The organism is Amycolatopsis sp. NPDC023774 (genome assembly GCF_040639695.1).
Lineage (GTDB): Bacteria > Actinomycetota > Actinomycetes > Mycobacteriales > Pseudonocardiaceae > Amycolatopsis.
Genome location: NZ_JBFAAJ010000004.1, coordinates 293,785 through 313,329, shown reverse-complemented (window position 1 = coordinate 313,329; position 19,545 = coordinate 293,785). Strand labels below are relative to the sequence as shown.

16 protein-coding genes are annotated in these 19,545 nt (G+C 70.5%); 13 read left to right on the top strand and 3 right to left on the bottom strand.

Annotated elements, in window-relative coordinates; all coding sequences use genetic code 11:
- Positions 1-25: 25 nt before the first annotated feature.
- Both AB0F91_RS13725 and eccD read right to left on the bottom strand, forming a co-directional pair.
- Positions 26-1,690, bottom strand: coding sequence for a S8 family serine peptidase (locus AB0F91_RS13725; protein WP_360597525.1), 1,665 nt, complete (start codon positions 1,688-1,690; stop codon positions 26-28).
- An 8-nt stretch (positions 1,691-1,698) separates the two neighbouring features.
- The gene (gene eccD, locus AB0F91_RS13720; RefSeq protein ID WP_360597524.1) at positions 1,699-3,066 is read right to left on the bottom strand and encodes a type VII secretion integral membrane protein EccD; all 1,368 of its coding nucleotides are present in this window, start codon (positions 3,064-3,066) and stop codon (positions 1,699-1,701) included.
- Positions 3,067-3,470: 404 nt separating this feature from the next.
- On the opposite strand from eccD, the gene eccCa reads away from it, so the two are divergent.
- From eccCa to AB0F91_RS13695, 5 genes are all read left to right on the top strand, one after another.
- On the top strand, positions 3,471-7,481 hold the full coding sequence (gene eccCa / locus AB0F91_RS13715) for a type VII secretion protein EccCa (protein WP_360597523.1): 4,011 nt from the start codon (positions 3,471-3,473) through the stop codon (positions 7,479-7,481).
- 43 nt (positions 7,482-7,524) lie between these two features.
- Positions 7,525-9,561 carry a type VII secretion-associated protein gene (locus tag AB0F91_RS13710; RefSeq protein WP_360597521.1) on the top strand — a complete coding sequence of 679 codons (2,037 nt, stop codon included), beginning with the start codon at positions 7,525-7,527 and terminating at the stop codon, positions 9,559-9,561.
- Between the two features lie 10 nt (positions 9,562-9,571).
- Entirely contained in the window at positions 9,572-9,967 is a 396-nt protein-coding gene (locus AB0F91_RS13705) for a hypothetical protein (RefSeq protein WP_360597519.1), read from the top strand.
- Positions 9,968-10,177: 210 nt separating this feature from the next.
- The gene (locus tag AB0F91_RS13700; RefSeq protein ID WP_360597517.1) at positions 10,178-10,501 is read left to right on the top strand and encodes a WXG100 family type VII secretion target; all 324 of its coding nucleotides are present in this window, start codon (positions 10,178-10,180) and stop codon (positions 10,499-10,501) included.
- Between the two features lie 60 nt (positions 10,502-10,561).
- Entirely contained in the window at positions 10,562-10,852 is a 291-nt protein-coding gene (locus AB0F91_RS13695; RefSeq protein ID WP_360597516.1) for a WXG100 family type VII secretion target, read from the top strand.
- Positions 10,853-11,004: 152 nt separating this feature from the next.
- Here the strand turns inward: AB0F91_RS13695 and AB0F91_RS13690 are convergent, their stop codons facing one another.
- Complete coding sequence (locus tag AB0F91_RS13690; RefSeq protein WP_360597514.1) at positions 11,005-11,463, bottom strand: DUF4333 domain-containing protein; 459 nt, start codon at positions 11,461-11,463, stop codon at positions 11,005-11,007.
- Positions 11,464-11,891: 428 nt separating this feature from the next.
- On the opposite strand from AB0F91_RS13690, the gene rplM reads away from it, so the two are divergent.
- The 8 genes from rplM (at position 11,892) to AB0F91_RS13650 (ending at position 19,351) form a co-directional block, all read left to right on the top strand.
- The gene (gene rplM / locus AB0F91_RS13685) at positions 11,892-12,344 is read left to right on the top strand and encodes a 50S ribosomal protein L13 (RefSeq protein WP_220246114.1); all 453 of its coding nucleotides are present in this window, start codon (positions 11,892-11,894) and stop codon (positions 12,342-12,344) included.
- A 14-nt stretch (positions 12,345-12,358) separates the two neighbouring features.
- Positions 12,359-12,850, top strand: coding sequence for a 30S ribosomal protein S9 (rpsI, locus tag AB0F91_RS13680; RefSeq protein ID WP_360597513.1), 492 nt, complete (start codon positions 12,359-12,361; stop codon positions 12,848-12,850).
- Positions 12,851-13,108: 258 nt separating this feature from the next.
- Positions 13,109-14,446: a phosphoglucosamine mutase gene (gene glmM, locus AB0F91_RS13675; RefSeq protein ID WP_360597512.1), complete on the top strand. Its 1,338-nt coding sequence runs from the start codon at positions 13,109-13,111 to the stop codon at positions 14,444-14,446.
- A 137-nt stretch (positions 14,447-14,583) separates the two neighbouring features.
- A complete protein-coding gene (locus AB0F91_RS13670; protein WP_360597511.1) occupies positions 14,584-14,970 on the top strand; it encodes a hypothetical protein in 387 nt (128 codons plus the stop codon).
- A 31-nt stretch (positions 14,971-15,001) separates the two neighbouring features.
- Positions 15,002-15,319, top strand: a complete 318-nt coding sequence (locus AB0F91_RS13665; RefSeq protein ID WP_360597509.1) for a hypothetical protein — start codon at positions 15,002-15,004, stop codon at positions 15,317-15,319.
- Positions 15,320-15,321: 2 nt separating this feature from the next.
- Entirely contained in the window at positions 15,322-17,607 is a 2,286-nt protein-coding gene (locus AB0F91_RS13660) for a hypothetical protein (RefSeq protein WP_360597507.1), read from the top strand.
- A gap of 116 nt (positions 17,608-17,723) precedes the next feature.
- Entirely contained in the window at positions 17,724-18,023 is a 300-nt protein-coding gene (locus AB0F91_RS13655) for a hypothetical protein (protein WP_360597505.1), read from the top strand.
- Positions 18,020-19,351, top strand: coding sequence for a hypothetical protein (locus AB0F91_RS13650; protein ID WP_360597503.1), 1,332 nt, complete (start codon positions 18,020-18,022; stop codon positions 19,349-19,351). Before AB0F91_RS13655 ends, AB0F91_RS13650 begins: the two co-directional genes overlap by 4 nt.
- Positions 19,352-19,545 lie beyond the last annotated feature (194 nt).

Sequence of the window (19,545 nt, the reverse complement as noted above, 5' to 3'; positions counted from 1 at the left end):
TTCAACGTCTTCGGGCAGGTAGTGCTCAGCTCGGCGGCCCGGTCGGGCGATTGCGCCGGATCGTGTGCATCACGAACAGCGTGATCAGCAGCGCCACGATGCCGCCGCCGGTGCCGGCGAGCGCGACGATCATCGGCGTCGAGCTCATGGAGTCGGCGGGCGGCAGCACCGCCGTCTGCACCACGGGTTTCGGCTTCGCGAGCTCACCGACGTCGTTCGGCAGGTTCGCGGTGAGCGCGGCCACGGGGTCGATCACGCCGTAGCCCACGAAGTCGTCGCGCCCGCCCGGCGCGGCCGGGTGCTGCGCGGTGGCCTCGATGCGCTGGATCACCTGGCGAGCCGTGAGCTGCGGGTACATCTGGCGCACGAGCGCGGCCACGCCGGCCACGTACGGCGAGGCGAAGCTCGTGCCCTGGATCGGCGACTGCTGGGTGCCCTCGATGGTCAGGTTGGCCAGGCCCGTCGAGCCCTCGGCCGGGTCGAGCGACACGATGTCGGTGCCCGGCGCGGCGACGCCGACCCAGGGCCCGTGCACGCTGAACGACGCGACGCCGCCGGTTTCGTCGATCGCGCCGACCGACAGCACGTCGTCGGCGAACCATGGCGGCGTGACGATCGAGCGCGGCTTGTTCGGGTCGGCCTGGTCGTTCTGCGGGCAGTCGTCGGAGACGTTTCCCGCGGCGGCGACGACCACCACGTTGCGGTCGGCCGCGAACTTCACCGCGGCCTGCACCTGCTGTTCGCCCGCCTGGATGCTGCCGGTCCCGTCGGCCGCCCGGCAGTGGTCCACCGACATGTTGATCACGCTGGCTTCGCCCCGCTCGGCGATGCCGTGGATGATCTCGGCCAGCGTCTTCAGCGTGCCCGCGGTGCCTTCCTTCTGCAGCTGACGGGTGTCACCCTTGTCGTCCTGCTGGGGAGCGGTACCGCCGCCGACCTCACCGCCACCACCGCCGGTGCCGGGCAGCTGACCGCCGTTCTGGCCACTGGGCGGGGTGCTGCCGTTCTGACCCCCGTTCTGGTCGCCAGGCGGATTGCCGGTGCCGCCACCGGGTTGCCCGGTGTTGTTCGAGGCGTTCTGGTCGACGGCGTAGTTCGAGCTCAGCTGCCGGTACGAACGGATCGTGGCGTCGGGCGCGACCCCGATGAAGCCGACCTTCGGGTCCTGCGGGTTGCCCGCGATGATGCCGGCGACCTCGGTCCCGTGGCCGTCGCAGTCCTGCAGGCCGGGCGCGGCGCCGTTGTCCGGCTTCGCGACGTAGTCACCGCCGCTTTCGACCCGGTCCTGGAACCACGGGTGCGGGGTGACGCCGGTGTCGACCACGGCGACGGTGATGCCCCCGCCGACCGTGCCCTTGGCCGAGCGCACGATCTGCTGGGCCTTGTCCAGCTGCAGGTAGCTCTGGCCCCACGGGATCGTGTTGATCTCGATGTTCTGCCCGAGGCTGCGCTTCACGCACTCGGTTTTCTTCGTATAGGTCTGGTCGGGTTTGCGCTCGTCGGGCGGCAGCGCGCTCTCGTCCACCTGCGGAGGCGTCGCCCACGTGCCCGCGGCGTCGGAGCCCTGCTGAGCCGACGCGGGCGAGGCGATCGCGAACGGCGACAGCACCCCGAGCCCGGCCGCGAGCAGGACGACTCCCGTGCGGCCACCGATCCCGAGCCGCCGGACGAACGGACCTCGCGCGCGCATCTGCCGCCTCACTTGAGGTTCAGGTGGCGCAGCGTCGTGTAGAGGTCCATCACGCCGAGCGCGAGCGGCAGCACGACCGCGATGCAGATCGCCTCGAGGATCTCCACGGTGCGCCGCAGCGGCGGCGAGAAGCGCTGGTTCGGGAAGATCACGCCGACCACGAGCGAGCCCGCGGCGACCACGATCAGGGCGCCGAACACGTACAGCAGCCGGTATTCCGCCGTGGTGGCGAAGAGCCAGCCGACGAGGATGCCGGCCGCGGACACCATGCCGGTGGTCAGCAGCGCGATCGCCTGGGCGCCGTTGGCGTACGCGCGGGCGCGCAGCAGCAGCACGAGTGTGGCGACCACGCCGAGGATGATCCCGAAGTAGCCGGGCGCGGTCGCGGCGATCACGGCGGAGATGGCCGTGGTGGCGCCGCAGCCGATCATCAGGCCGGTCATGTAGTCGTGGGCGATCGCGGTGCGCTGCTCGATGGCCTGGTAGTCCGGGAAACCCGAGTCTTCCTTCAGCTCCTCCGCGGTGCTGGGCACGTGTGGCAGCGGGAGCTTCGCGAGCCAGATCGTGGCGCGCGGCAGGATCGAGATGCAGGCGAGCGACACGGCGACCGCACCGGCGCCCACACCGGCCGTGGTGGCGCCGGGCACGAGCGTGGCGACGAGGAACGCGATCGCGCCGAACGCGCCGGCCGTGGCCGCGGCGATGAAGACGCGGATGCCGGCGCCGATGATCAGGATGCAGACCGCCGAGACGATGAGTACGAGGACCGCGCCCAGCAGCAGGTTCGCGCGCACCGAAAGGCCGGGCACGATGTAGAAGCCGCTCACGAACGCCAGCGGCAGGCCGCCCGCGGCCGCGATCAGCACGCCCGTGGCCTCGGCCTGGTAAGCCTTCGCGAGCGTCGCGCCGACCGCCACGCAGGCGATCGCGCCGAGGCCGCCGGCGATGGCCGCGCCGAGCGCGCTGCCGCCGTAGAGCGAGCCGCTCATGAACAGCGCCAGCGCGGAGACGAACAGCGCGAGGCCGCCGGCGACGTGGCCGAAGCGGCGCGCCGTCTCCTTGGTCCACGGGCGGAAGCTGTCGGGCGTCGACTCGGCGATGGCGTCGACCACGTCGTCGTACAGCGGCGGTGGCGGGTTCTCGTTGCGCTTGCGCAGCTGCAGCAACTCGCCGTCCACGACGCCGAGCGAAGCCAGCGTCCGGCTCGGGTCGAGCGGGGCGTCGCCGAGCTTGGCCAGTGCCCAGCCGCCGTGGCGCGCGCCGCCGTCGGGCGAGGTCTCCTTGGCCATCTCCAGCAGCATCGGCAGCAGGTCGGCCACCGCGACGTCGGCCGGAAGCGCGACGTCGATCCGGGTGTTCGGCGCGACCACCGTCACCCTGCTGAATACCGTCGTGCCCGTTGCCACTAGATGCCCCCGCTCTGAAGAGTCAGCTCCCGGGGGAACTTATACCGAACCCCGGAGCCGGGATCATCGACTGTCCGAAAATCCCTGGCGAAAGTACACCGGCCGGACGACGGAAGGGCGGCGCGACCAGGTGGGATCGGCCGATTCGGGTCCTCGCTGTCGGTGGTGGGTCGTACACTCCGGAAATCAGAGGAAACGGGTTCGCGGGCGAGATGCCGGACGTGCCGGGATCCGTCGGTATCCGATGAGGGGGCAAGCGCGGTGCACTTCCGGGCGTTGGCCGAATTTCCCCGGCGACGTTCGATAGGTTGTCACGCGCGCCCGAGCGCGGGAGCCGGCCGGCAATCGTCGAGTTGGAATAGAGGGGTCCTTCGATGAGCACGCTTCAGTTCAAGAAGTCGCCGCGGCTGGCGGCGCCGCGCCCGCCGGGCGGCGAGGTGCACCTGGAGCCCCCACCCGAAGTACCCCGCACGATCCCGGGCAACATCGTCGCGAAGGCGATTCCGGGCGTCATGATCTTCGCGTCGCTCGGGATGATGGTCTTCATGTTCACGGCGGGTGGGAAGAACCCGACCACGATCATGATGAGCGGCATGATGCTGATGGGCACCGTCGGCATGCTCGCCGGCGGTGGCGGCAAGGGCGGCGGGGCCAAGAAGGCCGAGATGGACGAGGACCGCAAGGACTACCTGCGGTACCTCGGCCAGATGCGCGACCGGGCCCGCGAGGCGATGGTCGACCAGCGCGCCGCGCTCGAGTGGGTGCACCCCGACCCGCAGTCGCTGTGGTCGCTCGCGGCCAGCCGCCGTATGTGGGAACGCCGGCAGAACGACCAGGACTTCCTGCACCTGCGCGTCGGCCGCAGCTCCCACCGCCTCGCCACGCGGCTCGTGCCGCCGCAGACCGGCCCGGTCGACGAGCTGGAGCCGATCGCCACCCTCGCGCTGCGCCGGTTCGTGCGCGCGCACTCGATCGTGCCCGACCTGCCCACGCAGATCACCCTGCGCGGGTTCGCCGCGGTGAGCATGCAGGGCGAGCGTTCGCTCACGCGTGGCCTCACCCGCGCGATGCTCGCGCAGCTGATCACCTTCCACAGCCCCGACGACGTGATGATCGCGATCGCCACCGCGGGCCGCGCGAAGGAGGAGTGGGAGTGGGCGAAGTGGCTCCCGCACGTCCAGCACCCCACGATGTCCGACGGCATCGGCCAGCTGCGCATGATGGCGGGCTCGCTGGCCCAGATCGAGCAGTGGCTCGACGAGGAGCTGCGCGACCGGCAGCGGTTCTCCCGCAACGCCACGCCCGCGCCAGACCAGCCGCACGTCGTGATCGTGATCGACGACGCCGAGGTCACGCGCGAAGAGCAGATCATCCTGGAGGAGGGCCTGGTCGGCGTCACGCTCGTCGACCTGTCCGACACCCTCGGGAACCTGTCGGCCCGCCGTGGCCTGCGGCTCGTGGTCGAGCCCGACCGCCTCGGCGCGCGCAGCGCCGGCGGCGTCGAGTGGTTCGGCCGGCCGGACACGCTGTCGGTGGTCGAGGCCGAGGCGCTCGCCCGTCTGATCGCGCCGTACCGCGTCGGTGGCGGTGGCGGCACGGAGGCGTCGGACGACGAGCCGTTGCTGTCCAACCCCACGCTGCTGGAGCTGCTCGGCATCCCGGGCGACCCGATGACGTTCGACGTGCAGGGGGCCTGGCGCCCGCGGCCGGTGCGCGACCGCTACCGCGTGCCGTTCGGTGTCGGCGAGTACGGCCAGGCCGTCGAGCTCGACATCAAGGAAGCGGCGATGGAGGGCATGGGCCCCCACGGCCTGTGCATCGGGGCGACCGGTTCCGGTAAGTCGGAGTTCCTCCGCACGCTGGTGCTGGGCCTGCTCGCCACGCACTCGAGCACGTCGCTCAACATGATCCTCGTCGACTTCAAGGGTGGTGCGACGTTCCTCGGCCTGGACAAGGCCCCGCACGTCGCCGCCACGATCACCAACCTCGCGGGCGACCTCACGCTGGTCGACCGCATGAAGGACGCCATCGCGGGCGAGGTGTCCCGCCGCCAGGAAGTGCTGGCGAAGGGCAACTACAAGAACGTGTGGGACTACGAGAAGGCGCGAGAGAACGGCGCCGACCTCGACCCGCTGCCCGCGCTGTTCATCTGCATCGACGAGTTCTCCGAGATGCTCACGGCGAAGCCGGACTTCATCGACATCTTCCTCCAGATCGGCCGCGTCGGCCGGTCGCTGCAGATGCACATGCTGCTCGCGTCGCAGCGACTGGAGGAGGGCAAGCTACGTGGTCTGGACACCTACCTGTCCTACCGGATCGGCCTGAAGACCTTCTCCGCCGCGGAGTCGCGCGCCGCGATCGGCGTGCCGGACGCGTTCGAGCTGCCGTCGATCCCGGGTTCGGGCTACCTCAAGTACGACACCTCCACGATGGTCCGGTTCAAGGCGTCGTACGTGTCGGGCCCGTACCGGCCCGCCGGCATCAAGGCCGCAGGCCCCGTGGCCACGGTCGTGCGCGCGGACAAGCGCCCGCAGCTGTTCGTGCCCGACTACGTCGAGCTGCCGCCCGAGCCGGAGCCCGAGCTCGAGCCGGTCGAAGAGGTCGCGAAGCCGAAGCAGTCCGAGGAGGCCACCGAACCGAGCGAGCTCGAGGTGATGGTCGACCGGTTCATCGGCCAGGGCCCGCCCGCGCACGAGGTGTGGCTGCCGCCGCTGGACGAGTCCAACTCCCTGGACACGATGCTGCCGAACCTCAACCCCACCGACGACCGCGGCCTGTCCCCGGTCGGGTTCTTCGGCAACGGCCGCCTTCAGGTGCCGCTCGGCATCGTCGACCGGCCGTTCGAGCAGCGGCGCGACCTGCTGTGGGCCGACTTCTCCGGTGCCGCCGGCCACGCGGTGATCGCCGGTGGCCCGCAGGCCGGCAAGTCGACCATGCTCCGCACACTGATCATGTCGATGTCGCTCACGCACACGCCCGAGGAAGTGCAGTTCTACTGCCTCGACCTCGGTGGTGGCACGCTCGGCGGTCTCGCCGACCTGCCGCACGTGGGTGGTGTCGCCGTGGCCCGGCGTGAGCCGGACAAGGCGCGCCGGATCGTCGCCGAGCTCACCACGCTCATGACCGAGCGCGAAGGCCGGTTCGGCGCGCTGGGCATCGACTCGATGACCGAGTTCCGCAACCGCAAGCGGCGCGGCGAAATCCCGGCCGAGCAGGACCCGTTCGGCGACGCCTTCCTGATAGTCGACAACTGGCGCGCCATCCGCGACGACTTCGACGAGCTCGAGGCGTCCATCACGCAGCTGGCCACGCAGGGTCTGTCGTACGGCATCCACGTGGTCATCTCCGCCAACCGGTGGGCCGACCTGCGCCCGGCGATCAAGGACATGCTGGGCACGCGGTTCGAGCTGCGCCTCGGTGACCCGACCGAGTCGGACATCGACCGCCGCATCGCGGTCAACATCCCGGCCGGGCGCCCCGGCCGCGGCCTGACCCGCGACAAGCTGCACATGCTCACGGGCCTGCCGCGCATCGACGGCTCCAGCGACGCCGAGTCGCTGGCCGCGGGTGTGGCCGACGCCGTGGCGAAGATCCGCGGCGCCTGGCGTGGCCGCTCCGCACCGCAGGTCCGCCTGCTGCCGGAGATGATCACCTACGAAGAGGTGCTCAAGATCGACGCCAAGCGCAACACGAAGCTGGTGCCCTTCGGCGTCAACGAGGACGACCTCGCACCGGTTTACCTCGACTTCGACGCCGACCCGCACTTCTTCGCGTTCGCCGACGGCGAGTCGGGCAAGACCAACCTGCTGCGCCAGATCGGCCGGGGTATCGCCGAGCGCTACTCGCCGCAGGAGGGTGTGATCCTGCTGGTCGACTACCGGCGCACGATGCTCGGGTTCCTCGAGGGTGACTCGCTGCTGGGCTACGCCGTGTCGGCCAACCAGCTGGAGAGCATGGTCAAGGACGTGCACGGGTCGATGACCCGGCGCCTCCCGGGTCCGGACGTCACGCAGGACCAGCTGAGGAACCGGTCGTGGTGGACCGGACCGGAGCTGTTCATCCTGGTCGACGACTACGATCTCGTGGCCACGCAGACGTCCAACCCGCTCAAGCCGCTGGCGGACTTCCTCGCCCAGGCGAAGGACGTCGGCCTGCATCTGATCGTCGTACGCCGCAGCGGTGGTGCGTCGCGGGCCTCGTACGACTCGATCATCGGCAAGCTGAAGGAGATCGCGGCGCCGGGCATGGTCATGAACGGGTCGAAGGACGAGGGCGCGCTGATCGGCAACATCCGGCCCAGCGCGATGCCGCCGGGCCGGGGCGTGATGCTCAGCCGCAAGAACGGCAGGCAGCTCGTGCAGGTGTCGTGGATCCAGCCCGACTGATCGACGTGCGCGAGTCCCGCGCGGGCGACGGCAGGAGCGTCGGGTGACGGTGCGGGTGGCGGTGGACTTCGGGACCACCAGCACCTGCGTCGTCGCCTCCGTCAACGGCCGCGAGCCGCAGGTCGTGGTGATCGACGGCCAGCCGTTGATGTCGTCGGCGGTCTTCGCGGCCGCCGACGGCACCCTGTTCGTCGGCCAGGAGGCCGAGCGGCAGGCTGCCGTCGACCCGTCACGCTACGAGCCCAACCCGAAGCGGCGCATCGACGAGGGTGAGCTGCTGCTCGGCGACTCTGTGCTGCGGGTCACCGACGTCGTCCACGTCGTGCTGGGCCGGGCGGTGGCCGAGGCACGCCGCATCGCCGGCGACGCCGAGGTCGACCTGCTCGTGCTCACCCATCCCGCCGACTGGGGCGCGATCCGCACCCGGCTGCTGCGCCAGGCGGCGGGCCGGCTGGCGCGCGAGGTCGCGCTGGTGCCCGAGCCGGTGGCCGCAGCGGTGTACCACGCGGCCACCTTCGCGCCCGTCGCTTCGCCGGACGGGCGGACCGTGGAGTTCAGCGGCCGGCCCGGCGAAGCGCTCGCCGTGCTCGACCTCGGCGGCGGCACGGTGGACGTCAGCGTCGTGCAACGGCTGCCCGAAGCCGGGCGTGGTCCCGGCGCCCGCGGCGGATTCCAGGTCCTTGCCACCCGCGGCGACCCGAGCTTCGGCGGGGCGGACATCGACCAGGCGCTGCTGGAGCACGTCGGCTCGCTGGTGTCGGGAGCCGATCCGGACGCGTGGCAGCAGCTCGTCACGGGCCGCGAGCTCACCGACCGGCGGCGGCGGCGCGTGCTGCGGCAGGACGTGCGCGGCGCGAAGGAGACGTTGTCGCGCCACACCTACACCGACGTGCCGATGCCGCCGCCGTTCGCCGACGCGCACGTGACACGCGAAGACCTCGAGAAGCTGATCGCGGCGCCGCTCGGGCGCACGGTGGAGCTCACCAGCGCGGCCATCGCCGACGCCGGACTGCGGCCCCGGCAGCTCACCGCGATCTTCCTCGTCGGCGGTTCGAGCCGGATCCCGATGATCTCGCGCCTGGTCCACGAGCGCACGGGCGTGGTGCCCACCAGCCTCGACCAGCCGGAGACGGTGGTGGCGCGCGGCGCGCTGCGGGCGGTGCTCGTGGACCCCGACCGCACGGGTGCGCTGCCCGGTGCTTCGGTGGCGCGCTCGCCCGGTTCACCGAGTGGCCCGTTGCCGGACCAGCGCACCGACGTCGTCCGTCCCGGTGAGCTGCGGCGGCCGGGCACCGCGCAGGGTGAGGGGGAGGGCCGCACGGAGCTGTTGTCCCGGCCGACCCCGCCCCGCGCCCGGCCGAGGTCGCCTTCCCCGCCTTCGTCGGGACCGATCCCCGCGGTGCGCGCGACCCCGGGCCGCGGGTTCGCAGGGCCCGCCGGTCCGCCGGGTCCGCCGGGCCTCGCGCCGCCGGGTGGTCCAGTCCGACCGCTCGGGCAGCCGTGGGCGTCGGACAGCGGCGCCACCGGCACGCGCGGCCGGAAGCGGCTGTGGGTGATCGTCGTGGTCGTGGCGGTGGTCGTAGTCGCCGCCGCGGCGGTGCTGTTCGTGGTGAACCGCGGTAGCGACGAGCCGGCGGCGCAGCAGGGCAAGACGTTCGTCCAGTACGACTTCAGCATCAGCGCGCCGCCGGACTGGGTCCAGACCTCCGACCAGGTCGCCGAGCGGCAGGTGATCCTGCACCCGCAGAACGCGGCCACCGGCAACGACCTCGTGGTCGCGCAGGAGTTCGTGATGGACTACGACGCGACCGTCGACCGCGCGCAACTCGTGAACTCTTTGCAAGCGCAGGCGGCCAGGGACCTGAACTACAGCGCCTTCGATCCGAACCTGACGTACGGTGGCCGCACCGTGATCGGGTACCACCAGCGCAAGAGCGACCAGCTTACCGTGAACTGGTATGTGGTGGTGCAGGGAAAGATCCGGGTGCACGTGGGGTGTCAGTACGAAGCCCCCGCGTTGCGGCAACGCGTCGACACGGCCTGCGAGCAGATCGTGCGGACGCTGAAGATCACCAGCTGAAGGAGTGCCCGTGCCGTCGGAACCCGAGTCCGCCGCGGCGGCTTTCACGCGAGTGGGGCAGGACGCGGTCACGCACGCGCGCCGGGTCGCCAGCACCGCGCTCGCCCGCAACGTCCGCCACCGCGAGGACAACCGGGAGCTGCTGAAGGCCTACGCCCGTCACCGGCTATCGGGCGGTGGCGCCGTCGAACCCACTCCGCGGGTGCTGCGCGGTGCCGCCGCCCGGTTCCGCGCGGCGTGCGGACTGCCGATGCCGCACCTGACGACGGAGGCCGAATTGGTCCGGTCCGAGCCCGAAGTTCCCTCGCCGGCTGCACGAACGAGTGATGACGAAGAGGACTTTTCGCAGTTGCGAATCATGAGCCGAAACCGTGAGAGCAGTTCATCGTCGCATCGCGTGCGCTGAATCCCCAGGAGGGGCACGGTTCTCTGCTCATCCACCCGGCGCCGGACGACCTTCGTCGCCGCCGGATCCCGGCGGAGTTGTTCGCAAAAGCAAACTAGTTAAGATATCTTGCAGCAAGCGTGAACCGAACCTGGCAATGTCTTCGTCGTAGGGGTGTACGGCGACGACGCAGGCCGATACGCACAACAACCGACGAAGGGGGTAGTTCCCATGGCGACTGGCGGCTTTGAGGGGACTCCGGAAGAGTTCACCAACGCTGAGAACCGCGTGACCGACGTCCGCGTGGCGATGGACCAGCACCTGAGCAAGCTGAGCGGTGAAATTGAAGCCACTCGCGCGGGCTGGGACGGCGACGCGGCGCAGGCGTTCAACAACGTGATGCAGCGCTTTGACGCGGCGGGCAAGAAGTTGAACCAGGCATTGCAGAACATTGCCGACCTGCTCCAGCAAGCCGGTTCGAAGTACCAGCGCGCCGAGCAGGAACAGCAGGAAACCGTGAACAGCTTCAACAAGGGCTTCGGCGTTCTCGGCTGATTCCGTACCGGCTACGTTGAGTTCACCTATTACGCCTACAAATTTTGACAGGAGTTAGTCATGGGACGCATTCTCGTCGACCCGGCCACCATCTACCAAGCGGCTGAGGACTGCGCGACCGCCGGCACGCAGCTCGGGGCGCAGTTCGACCAGCTGAAGAGCGACCTCAACCCGCTGATCAACAGCTGGAGCGGTGAGGCCCAGCGGCAGTACATGGACGCCCAGGCGCAGTGGGACCAGTCGTTCGATGACCTCAAGGCTTTGCTCGCTCAGCTCACGAAGGCGCTGCCGGAGATCGCGGACGGTTACCAGCGCACGGACAAAGACGTCACGAATCTGTTCCAAAAGTGAACCGAGAACGAGGCGCTTGATGACCGTCCCCCGCTGAGTCCAGGGCACCGAAACCACGGCGGGCTGCGCACTTCGGTGCGGGCCCGCCGCTTTTCGTGCCCTGGTTCCGGATCTCCACTCGGTCCACTGTGGACGCCGGCTGCGGAATCCGTTCAGTGCGGCGCGCTGACCTCGTACTCGGGCTTGTCGTCGAGCACCCGCACCGTGACCTTGCGCGGCTGCCCGCCGAGCTGCAGCGTGCAGTCGAAGGTGGTGCCATTCTGAGTGGACTCACCCGAGGGGCAGGCCACGTTCTTGATGTCGGGCTCGCCATAGTTCTCCACGAGCACGCGGGAAACGCCGTCCTGCAACGACTTCTGGTCGAGCGTGTCCCCTTGGAGCGCGCCGAGCAGCCACGCTGCGCCGGCGCCGATCACCAGCACGGCCACGGCCGCGCCGCCGATTACCCACGGCCGCTTCGACCGCGGCGCCGACTTTCCGGCCTCGGCGGAGAACGCACCCAGCCCACCGTACGTCGCCGGCTGGAACCCGCCCGCCGAACGCCGCCCCCTGCTGCTGCGGCGGTACGCCCGGCACCTGCTGCCCGCCGTACGGCTGGGGCTGCGGACCACTGGCGGGGGACTGCTGCGGGCTCGGGGGGTGCAGCTGTGGGCTGGTTCCGGGGGTTCGGCAGCGCGGTGCCGGCGGGGGCCTGCCCGCACGCGGTCGCGAGCACCAGCACGGCACCCAGGGCGAGCGCCGCCCGGCTTGCCCATTTCGTCATCGCTTCCCCCGGGGTGTTCGGCTGTCCGCGCGGATCGTCTCATCGTGGCGTGCCGCGCGTGCCCGCGTGGGTGGTTCCGCGAGGTCGGCCGGTACACTTGCGAATGCGTCCGAAGAGCGCGGTTGCCGGAGGTCTCGGCCACCACGCACTCCTGTTGCACCCCCGCTGCACGGTCGCGTGAGCAGGGGCGTATCTTCATATGTCGTTGTGCGTTGCGGCGCGTCAGCGCTAGGCCCGCACAGAACCCACACGCAATGTTGACGACGAGGTAGACCCTTGCCCACGTACAGCCCCAAGCCCGGCGACGTCACTCGTGCCTGGCACGTGATCGACGCCGAGGATGTCGTGCTCGGCCGGCTCGCGACCGAGGTCGCCACGCTGCTGCGCGGCAAGCACAAGCCGACTTATGCCCCGCACGTGGACACCGGCGACTTCGTCGTCATCGTCAACGCCGAGAAGGTCGCGCTCACCGGTAACAAGCGCGACCAGAAGTTCGCGTACCGCCACAGTGGCTACCCCGGTGGCCTGCGCAAGCGTTCCTTCGGCGAGCTGCTCGACACCAAGCCCGAGCACCTTGTCGAAAAGGTCGTGAAGGGCATGCTGCCGAAGAACAAGCTCGGCCGCGCCATGGCCAAGAAGCTGAAGGTGTACGCCGGCCCGCAGCACCCGCACGCCGCGCAGCAGCCGCAGGCGCGCGAGATCACCAAGATCGCGCAGGTCGCGCAGTGAGTGAGGAACAGTCTGTGACCAGCACCGAGACCGAGGTCGTCGCCTCGACCGAGACCCCTGAGGGCGAGGCCGTCGCCACCAGCGAGACGCCCGCCGCCCCGCGTCCGTCGCGCGCCGCGGGTGGCAACGCCCAGACCGTCGGCCGTCGCAAGGAGGCCGTGGTCCGCGTCCGCGTCGTTCCCGGCACCGGTGAGTTCAAGCTCAACGGCCGCAGCCTCGCGGAGTACTTCCCGAACAAGGTGCACCAGCAGCTCATCCGTGAGCCGCTCGTCACGGTCGACAAGCCGGACTCGTTCGACATCTTCGCCAACCTCCACGGCGGCGGCATCTCGGGCCAGGCCGGCGCTCTGCGCCTCGCCATCGCCCGCGCCCTGGTCGAGGTCGACGCCGACGACCGCCCGGCCCTCAAGAAGGCCGGCTTCCTGACCCGTGACGCGCGCGCCACGGAGCGGAAGAAGTACGGCCTGAAGAAGGCCCGCAAGGCTCCGCAGTACAGCAAGCGCTGAGTCGTGTGGGGGTTTCGTACCCCCATGTCCCTGCGAAGGGGCAACCTCGGGAGCGCCCATCCGTCCATCGGAAGGGCGCTCTCGTGCTTTCCGAGTGCTGTCTGAACGTGTTCTCTGGGACCTCATGGGTCCCATCTGCCCCACAGTGATGCATTTCGCGCGCGGTCCGCGACATTCCTGGGGTGGGGGCAGGGGCCCGGCCGGGTCGCAGCCGCCGCTAGGTTGTCGTGGTCGATTTGGACCTAGGAGGTCGTGGAGATGGCCCGACTGTTCGGTACCGACGGGGTACGAGGCCTGGCCAACGCCGAGCTGACCCCCGAGCTGGCGCTTTCGCTCGCGGCCAGCGCCGCGCGTGTGCTCGCCGCGCACGACCGTTCGCACCGCCCGGTGGCCGTCGTCGGCCGCGACCCGCGCGCCAGTGGCGAGATGCTGGAGGCCGCCGTGGTGGCGGGCCTCGCGTCCGCCGGTGCCGACGTGTTGCGCCTCGGCGTGCTGCCGACGCCCGCCGTCGCGTACCTCGTGGGTGCGCTGGAAGCCGACCTGGGTGTGATGATCTCGGCTTCGCACAACCCCATGCCAGACAACGGCATCAAGCTCTTCGCCGCGGGCGGGCACAAGCTTCCCGACAGCATCGAGGACGAGATCGAGGCAGGCCTGGGCGGCGCCGACGTCGTCCGTCCGACGGGCTCGGGCGTCGGGCGCGTGTCCGACGTCTCCGACGCGCTCGACCTGTACGTCGACCACCTGGTCTCGGCCACGCCGCACCGGCTCGACGGCTTGAAGGTCGTGGTGGACTGCGCCAACGGCGCGTCCGCCGTCGCCGCCCCCGAGGCCTACCGCCGCGCCGGCGCCGAGGTCGTCGCCGTCCACGCGGAGCCGGACGGCATCAACATCAACGAGCACTGCGGTTCGAACCACCCCGACCTGCTCCGGGCCGCCGTCGTCGAGCATGGCGCCGACCTGGGCATCGCCCACGACGGCGACGCCGACCGCTGCGTCGCGGTGGATGCCTCGGGCGAGCTCGTGGACGGCGACCAGATCATGGCCGTGCTGGCCCTCGCGCTGGCCGAGGACGGCGAACTGGTGAAGGCCACGCTCGTCGCCACCGTGATGAGCAACCTGGGTCTGCACCTCGCGATGAAGGCCCACGGCATCACGGTCGTCACGACGTCCGTCGGCGACCGCTACGTGCTCGAAGAGCTGCGCGCATCCGGCCTCGCCCTCGGCGGCGAACAGTCGGGCCACGTGGTCCTCCCCGCCCACGCCACCACCGGCGACGGCCTGCTGACCGCCCTGCGCCTCATGTCCCGCATGGCCGCCACCGGCAAGAAGCTCGCCGAGCTCGCCTCCGTGATGAACCGCCTGCCCCAGGTCCTCGTCAACGTCCCCGTCGCGGACAAGGCGGCCGTCGCGGACTCCTCCGAAGTCCGCGACGCCGTCGGCGAGGTCGAAGCCGAACTCGGCGAAGAAGGCCGCGTCCTCCTGCGCCCCTCGGGCACCGAACAGCTCGTCCGCGTCATGGTCGAGGCCCCGGCCCACGCCACGGCCCAAGCGGCGGCGGACCGGCTGGCCGGAGTGGTGTCCGCGGTCTCCTGATCATCCCGATTCCGGTGGACGTCCTGCGCCCTTGGTGACCCCGGAGGTACATTCCGCATGCAGTGCGGATCGACCGGGGGAGTGGGATGGACGGGCAAGTGGGGCTGAGTCCTCAGTTCACCAGGAGCCTGGTGGCGATGGAGGAGGTCAGAGCCCAGTACCGGGCCGATCACGAGCGCGCGCTGGCCGACGACGAGACGCGTCAGGCGGAGTTCGCCAAGCTCGTCGAGGAGAACCGCGCCCGCAGCGAGCAGCTGCGCGCGGAGCGTGAGGCCGCTGGAACCGAGAGCGATTCCGCCGCGTCGAAGGAAGCGGAACTGGCCGCCAAACGGGCGGCGGACAACGCCAAAGACGGCGCGATCTTCCGGTTCGAGGACGAGACCGCTGTGGAAGCGCCGCCGCAGCCGGTGGTGCCCGCGTTCCGGCCGGCACCGCCGGAGGCCCCGGACCGCCCGGCCGCCCGGCACCGCGCGTTGGAGGTCGACGACGACTTCTCGGCCACGAACTGGGTCGACGACCACTGAGGCAGCTGTTCCGCACGAGGGGAGAAGTGCGTTGGCCGGATTCAACATCGAACCGGATCAGGTGAAGAACGTCGCGAACGAGGTGTCCTCGATGGCGACGTCGTTCGACGAGATGAAGACCTACACTGCTCAGTCGCAGCTGACGCCCGCGCACTTCGGCAAGATCCCCGGCCTCTCCGAAGCGGCCGGCGCGTATGTCGCGAAAGCCCAGGCGCTCGGGGACTCCGCCACGAAGGGCGGAGCGTTCCTCAAGGACTACGCCACGCGGCTCAACCAATCGGCGACCCTGCACTCGGAGAACGAGCAGGAGAGAGCCTGGGGCATCACCGACGCGGGCAGGGAGGCCTGACCGTGACCCCACCTCCTGCCACCGGCCGGCTCGGCGACAGCATCATCGCCCCGCTGCAGCCCCCGGCTGACGTCCACCTGGACGACACGTCCGACAACATGCTGAAGTCGCTCACCGGCTTCCACGACAAGATGACCGGCAAGCTCGGCGGCCTCTACGCGCGGTGGATCGGTCATCCTTCGCGGAATCTCGCGTTCCAGTTCGCGGCGCCGTACGGCCAGGGCGATGAGGAGACCCGCCTCCTCGGGGAACTGGGCGGCTTCGGCTTCGGCTATTTCTGGGGCGCGCAGGGCCGAGCGGCCAACCTCGGCAAGGCGGCGAAGGCGGCGCAGGACGCGAGCGGCCAGGTCAAGCAGGATCTGTCCGCGGCTTGGCAAGGCAAGGCCGCGGACTCCGCCGGCGAGAAGATGGACGACCTGAACAAGGTTCTGGGCGACTACAGCGGCACGGTCAACGGGTTCAGCCAGTTGCTGCAGAACCTGTGGCACACGGTCCGACCGCCGATCGCCGATTTGGCGAAGCTGCCGGATGCGCCGGGCCAGAGGCCGAAGGCCTTCTTGGATGCTCACAACCCCGACGACTGCGACGGCCTGTCGATGTTCATCGACCGGCTCGACGACGCCATCAAATGGGGCCGTGACAAGGGAGATGACGACAGCATCGCGGCCCTTTGGGGCAATGCTCGAAATGGGTCCGAGGTCGCAAGAAGCCAGGAACATGGAACTGGGCCGATCGCGCCGCAGGACATTCGGCACATGTCAGTGGACCTCGACACGGACTACGACTCCAAGTGGTCTGACAAGCTGTGCAGCCAGATGGACGAGTACAGCGTGCAGTACTCCGATGCCATGACCACCTTCCGGCAGGCGATCCGCAACGCACACACCGCCGCGACCAACGCGCTGCGGGCGTTCTCGGATGGTCTGAACGTGCCGACGGACCCATTCGGCTCCTTGCACCTCGGCGCGTCGCCCGACCCCGGCGGTGGCACCAAGACCAGCAGCTCCGGCGGGCACAGCAGCGGCTCAGGCGGCCCGTCTTCGGCCGGTGGTGGCGGCAGCATGACTCCGCCGCCGGCCACCCCGGCGCCAACCCCCGCCGTGACCGCGCCGGCAGCAGCGGATCCGAACCTCAACCCCGTCACGCACCAACCGCTCGAGGTGGACCCATCGACGGGCCAGCCGTACCCGATCGACCCGAAGACCGGCGTGGCGATCAAGTCCGACGCGACGGAACCCGAGACGGTGACCGTCGAGCAGGGCGACAACAAGATCTCCATGTCCGAGCCGGACGACGACGGGAAGATGGGCATCACCGTCGACGACGGGACCGGGCAGGAGAAGCAGTACCAGCTCGACTTCGGCGAGGATCCCGCGCCAGGCCAGGGCGCCGACTTCGGTCCGCAGGGGCGCGACGGCGCGCAGGACGCGTCGGGCCAGCCTGACGACGGTCGTCGCCAGGCGCCGCAGCCCGACGGCACGCCGGCCGGCACCGCGACGTCCGGCCAGGTCTACCAGCCGGGTCCCGACGGCAAGATTCACGTCGACGACGGGAACCTCAAGATCACCGCCGAGCGTCCCGACGGCGCGGACGGTCCCACGGTGGTGACTGTCGACGACGGTTCCGGCCAGCCGACGAAATACACGCTCGGCGACGACGGCGACCTCCACCCCGCTACTGCGGACGGACAGCTCGCCGGGAATCTCGCGCAGCCCGCGGCGGCTCAGCACGGCGCCGGGATGTCGGACCAGACCAGTCCAATCGACCGTGCCACCCCGGTCAGTCACGGTGCATCAGACCAGGGCGGCCCGGTCGATCATTCCGGCGCCCACGACGCGACTGACGCCGGCGCGCCGACCGGTCGTCACCATGCCGCGCCGGATGTCGGGATGCCGGCGGACCCCGTGGATGCCACGGCGACGTCGGGCGCTCAGCCGAGCGTGGACGACTCGACCACCGCCCAGTCGCTCACCGATCCCACGGACAGCCGCAGCGGCCTCGGCCCCGCGTTCGACGACGGTCTCGGCGAAACCTCCGAACCGGCCGACTGGCAGGGTGGTGGTGGCGCCACCGCTCCGACCTCCGGCGACCTCGGCACGGCCCCGACCACGACCGACCAGCAAGGACAGCCCATGGCCATGATGGGCGGCGGCATGATGGGTGGCGGTGGGCTCGGCAACACCGGCGGTGACCAGGAGCGCGGGTCGAACCCGTACCGGTCCGGTCTGTTCGAGTCGACGTCGAGCGGCCGCCGGATCAGCGGCTCGTTGCTCGACGACGAGAACTGAGCGCTTCTGTCGACTCAAGCCTCCTGGCTCGCTAGATTTCCGGTGCACGGGACCGACACCGAGCGCTGTCGGCGTGCGTCGGAGTGGGGGCGGGGCGGCGGAGTGAGGGGGCGGTCATGCCGGAGGGCAGCCACCGGGCGGACGCGGAGGCGATGCGCGCCGCCAAGGGCGCGCTCGAGGCGGCGGCCGGGCGGGTGTCCGGGGTGGCGTCGCAGGTCGCCGAGGCGGATTTCGGGCGTGGGCACGACGGGGCGTTTGCCGCGTACCGCAACGGGTTCGCCGCGCTGAGTGACGCCGTCCAGGCGTACGCCGATGAGCTCGCGAGGTTCGGTGGCAGCGTCGACGTGGCGGCGGGGCGGTACGCGTCGATCGAGGACGAGCACGTCGACGCCGCGCGGAACACGGCGAACCGATGACCGACGCGCTGCGTGGCCCCGGGCCTGGCGGCGTCGGGGTGGCGACGTCCGACGAGCTGCTCGCGTTCGCCGAGCCGGCGCTGGATTTCTTCGCACAGTGGGCCTCGGTCTGGAACGCATTCGCGGCCACGAAGATCGACGTGGAGCACGACATCCGGCTGAGGTTCCAGGACAGCGCCGGCCTCGACTTCCGCAAATTCCTCGCCGACGCCGACGCACTGGCCCGCACACGCGACACCCTCGAGTCCACGCACACCGACGCGACCACCGCCATCACCACCCTCTTCCGCGACTGGCAAAGCCCCGCCGCGACGGCCGCTCAGAGCGTGTACAGCCGCCTCCGGCCGGATGACTTGCTCGACCACCTCGCCGGCGCCGCCCAGCTCATCCCCGAGACGATGACCCACGTCTTCACCGCTCTGAAGACCAAAGTGGACGAATCGCTGAAACTCCGCACCGACTCGATCGCGGGCGCGCCTTTGCCGGTGGCGCAACGGGTTGCCGAGGTGGCCCAAGGCGGCGCCGTCTCGAAGGACGAGCTGCTCGACCTCGCCCAGTGGCTCGACTCCGCCAGCCCCGGCGACGACCTCCACCACCGCCTACGCGACTGCGAACCCGGCGACAACGACTACACCACCCGCGCCGCCCGCCAATGGCTGAACGGTCCTTTCGCGACCGAGTTCAGCAGCCGCTACGCCGCGTTCCAGGGTCTGTGCGCGACGGCCACCTCCACTATCGACGGCCATTTCCGCGCGCTGGTGGGATTCCTGACTGTTCCGACCGAGACATCCACAGTGGATCCATTGGTGGGTTCACGCAATCCCGCCGCGGGGCGGCCTGCGGATTTATCGACTCCCGTTCTCGGGCTCCCGGTCGGCTCGCCGACTCCCGGTCCAGGCTTCCCCTTGGATTCACCGACTCCTGCCCTGGGTGTCCCCGTGGTCCCGGCCGACTTCGACCCGTCGTCAGGCTCGACCTCGGGCGACCTGGACGTCCCGGACGACAGCACCACGGCCTCGGCCTCCCTGTCCGACCTCGGCGCCCACATCGTCGACCCGCCCCAAGATCAGCACCCCTCCGCGGAACTCGGCACGGCCCCCGGCGGCGACGTCACCTTCGACCCCCTCGGCCCCGGCCCCGACTCCCTCCCCGACGGCATGAACGGTTTCGGCGCCCTGTCCCTCCCCGGCCTGAACGGCCTCGGCACCGCCCCTGGCGACCAAACACGCCCCGCCGCCCGCCTCGGCACGGACGTCTTCGACACCCGCGGCTCGGCCGGCCGCATCAGCGGCTCCCTGGACGACGGGCCCGGCGTTGACCGCCGCTGACCCGCCCGCCCCGCATCGGGCCACGACCACGGCCCGCCGGCCGGAGCAGCGGATCTCAAGCACCGCCGACCGGCCCGCCTCACGCCGCGCGAACGCCACGACCGCCGCGGCTCAGCCGGCCGAACCCCGGTGGTTATCCGACCGGATCCTCACCACTCCCGGCCGGCGCACTTTGCCCGCTGCTCACCAGCTCA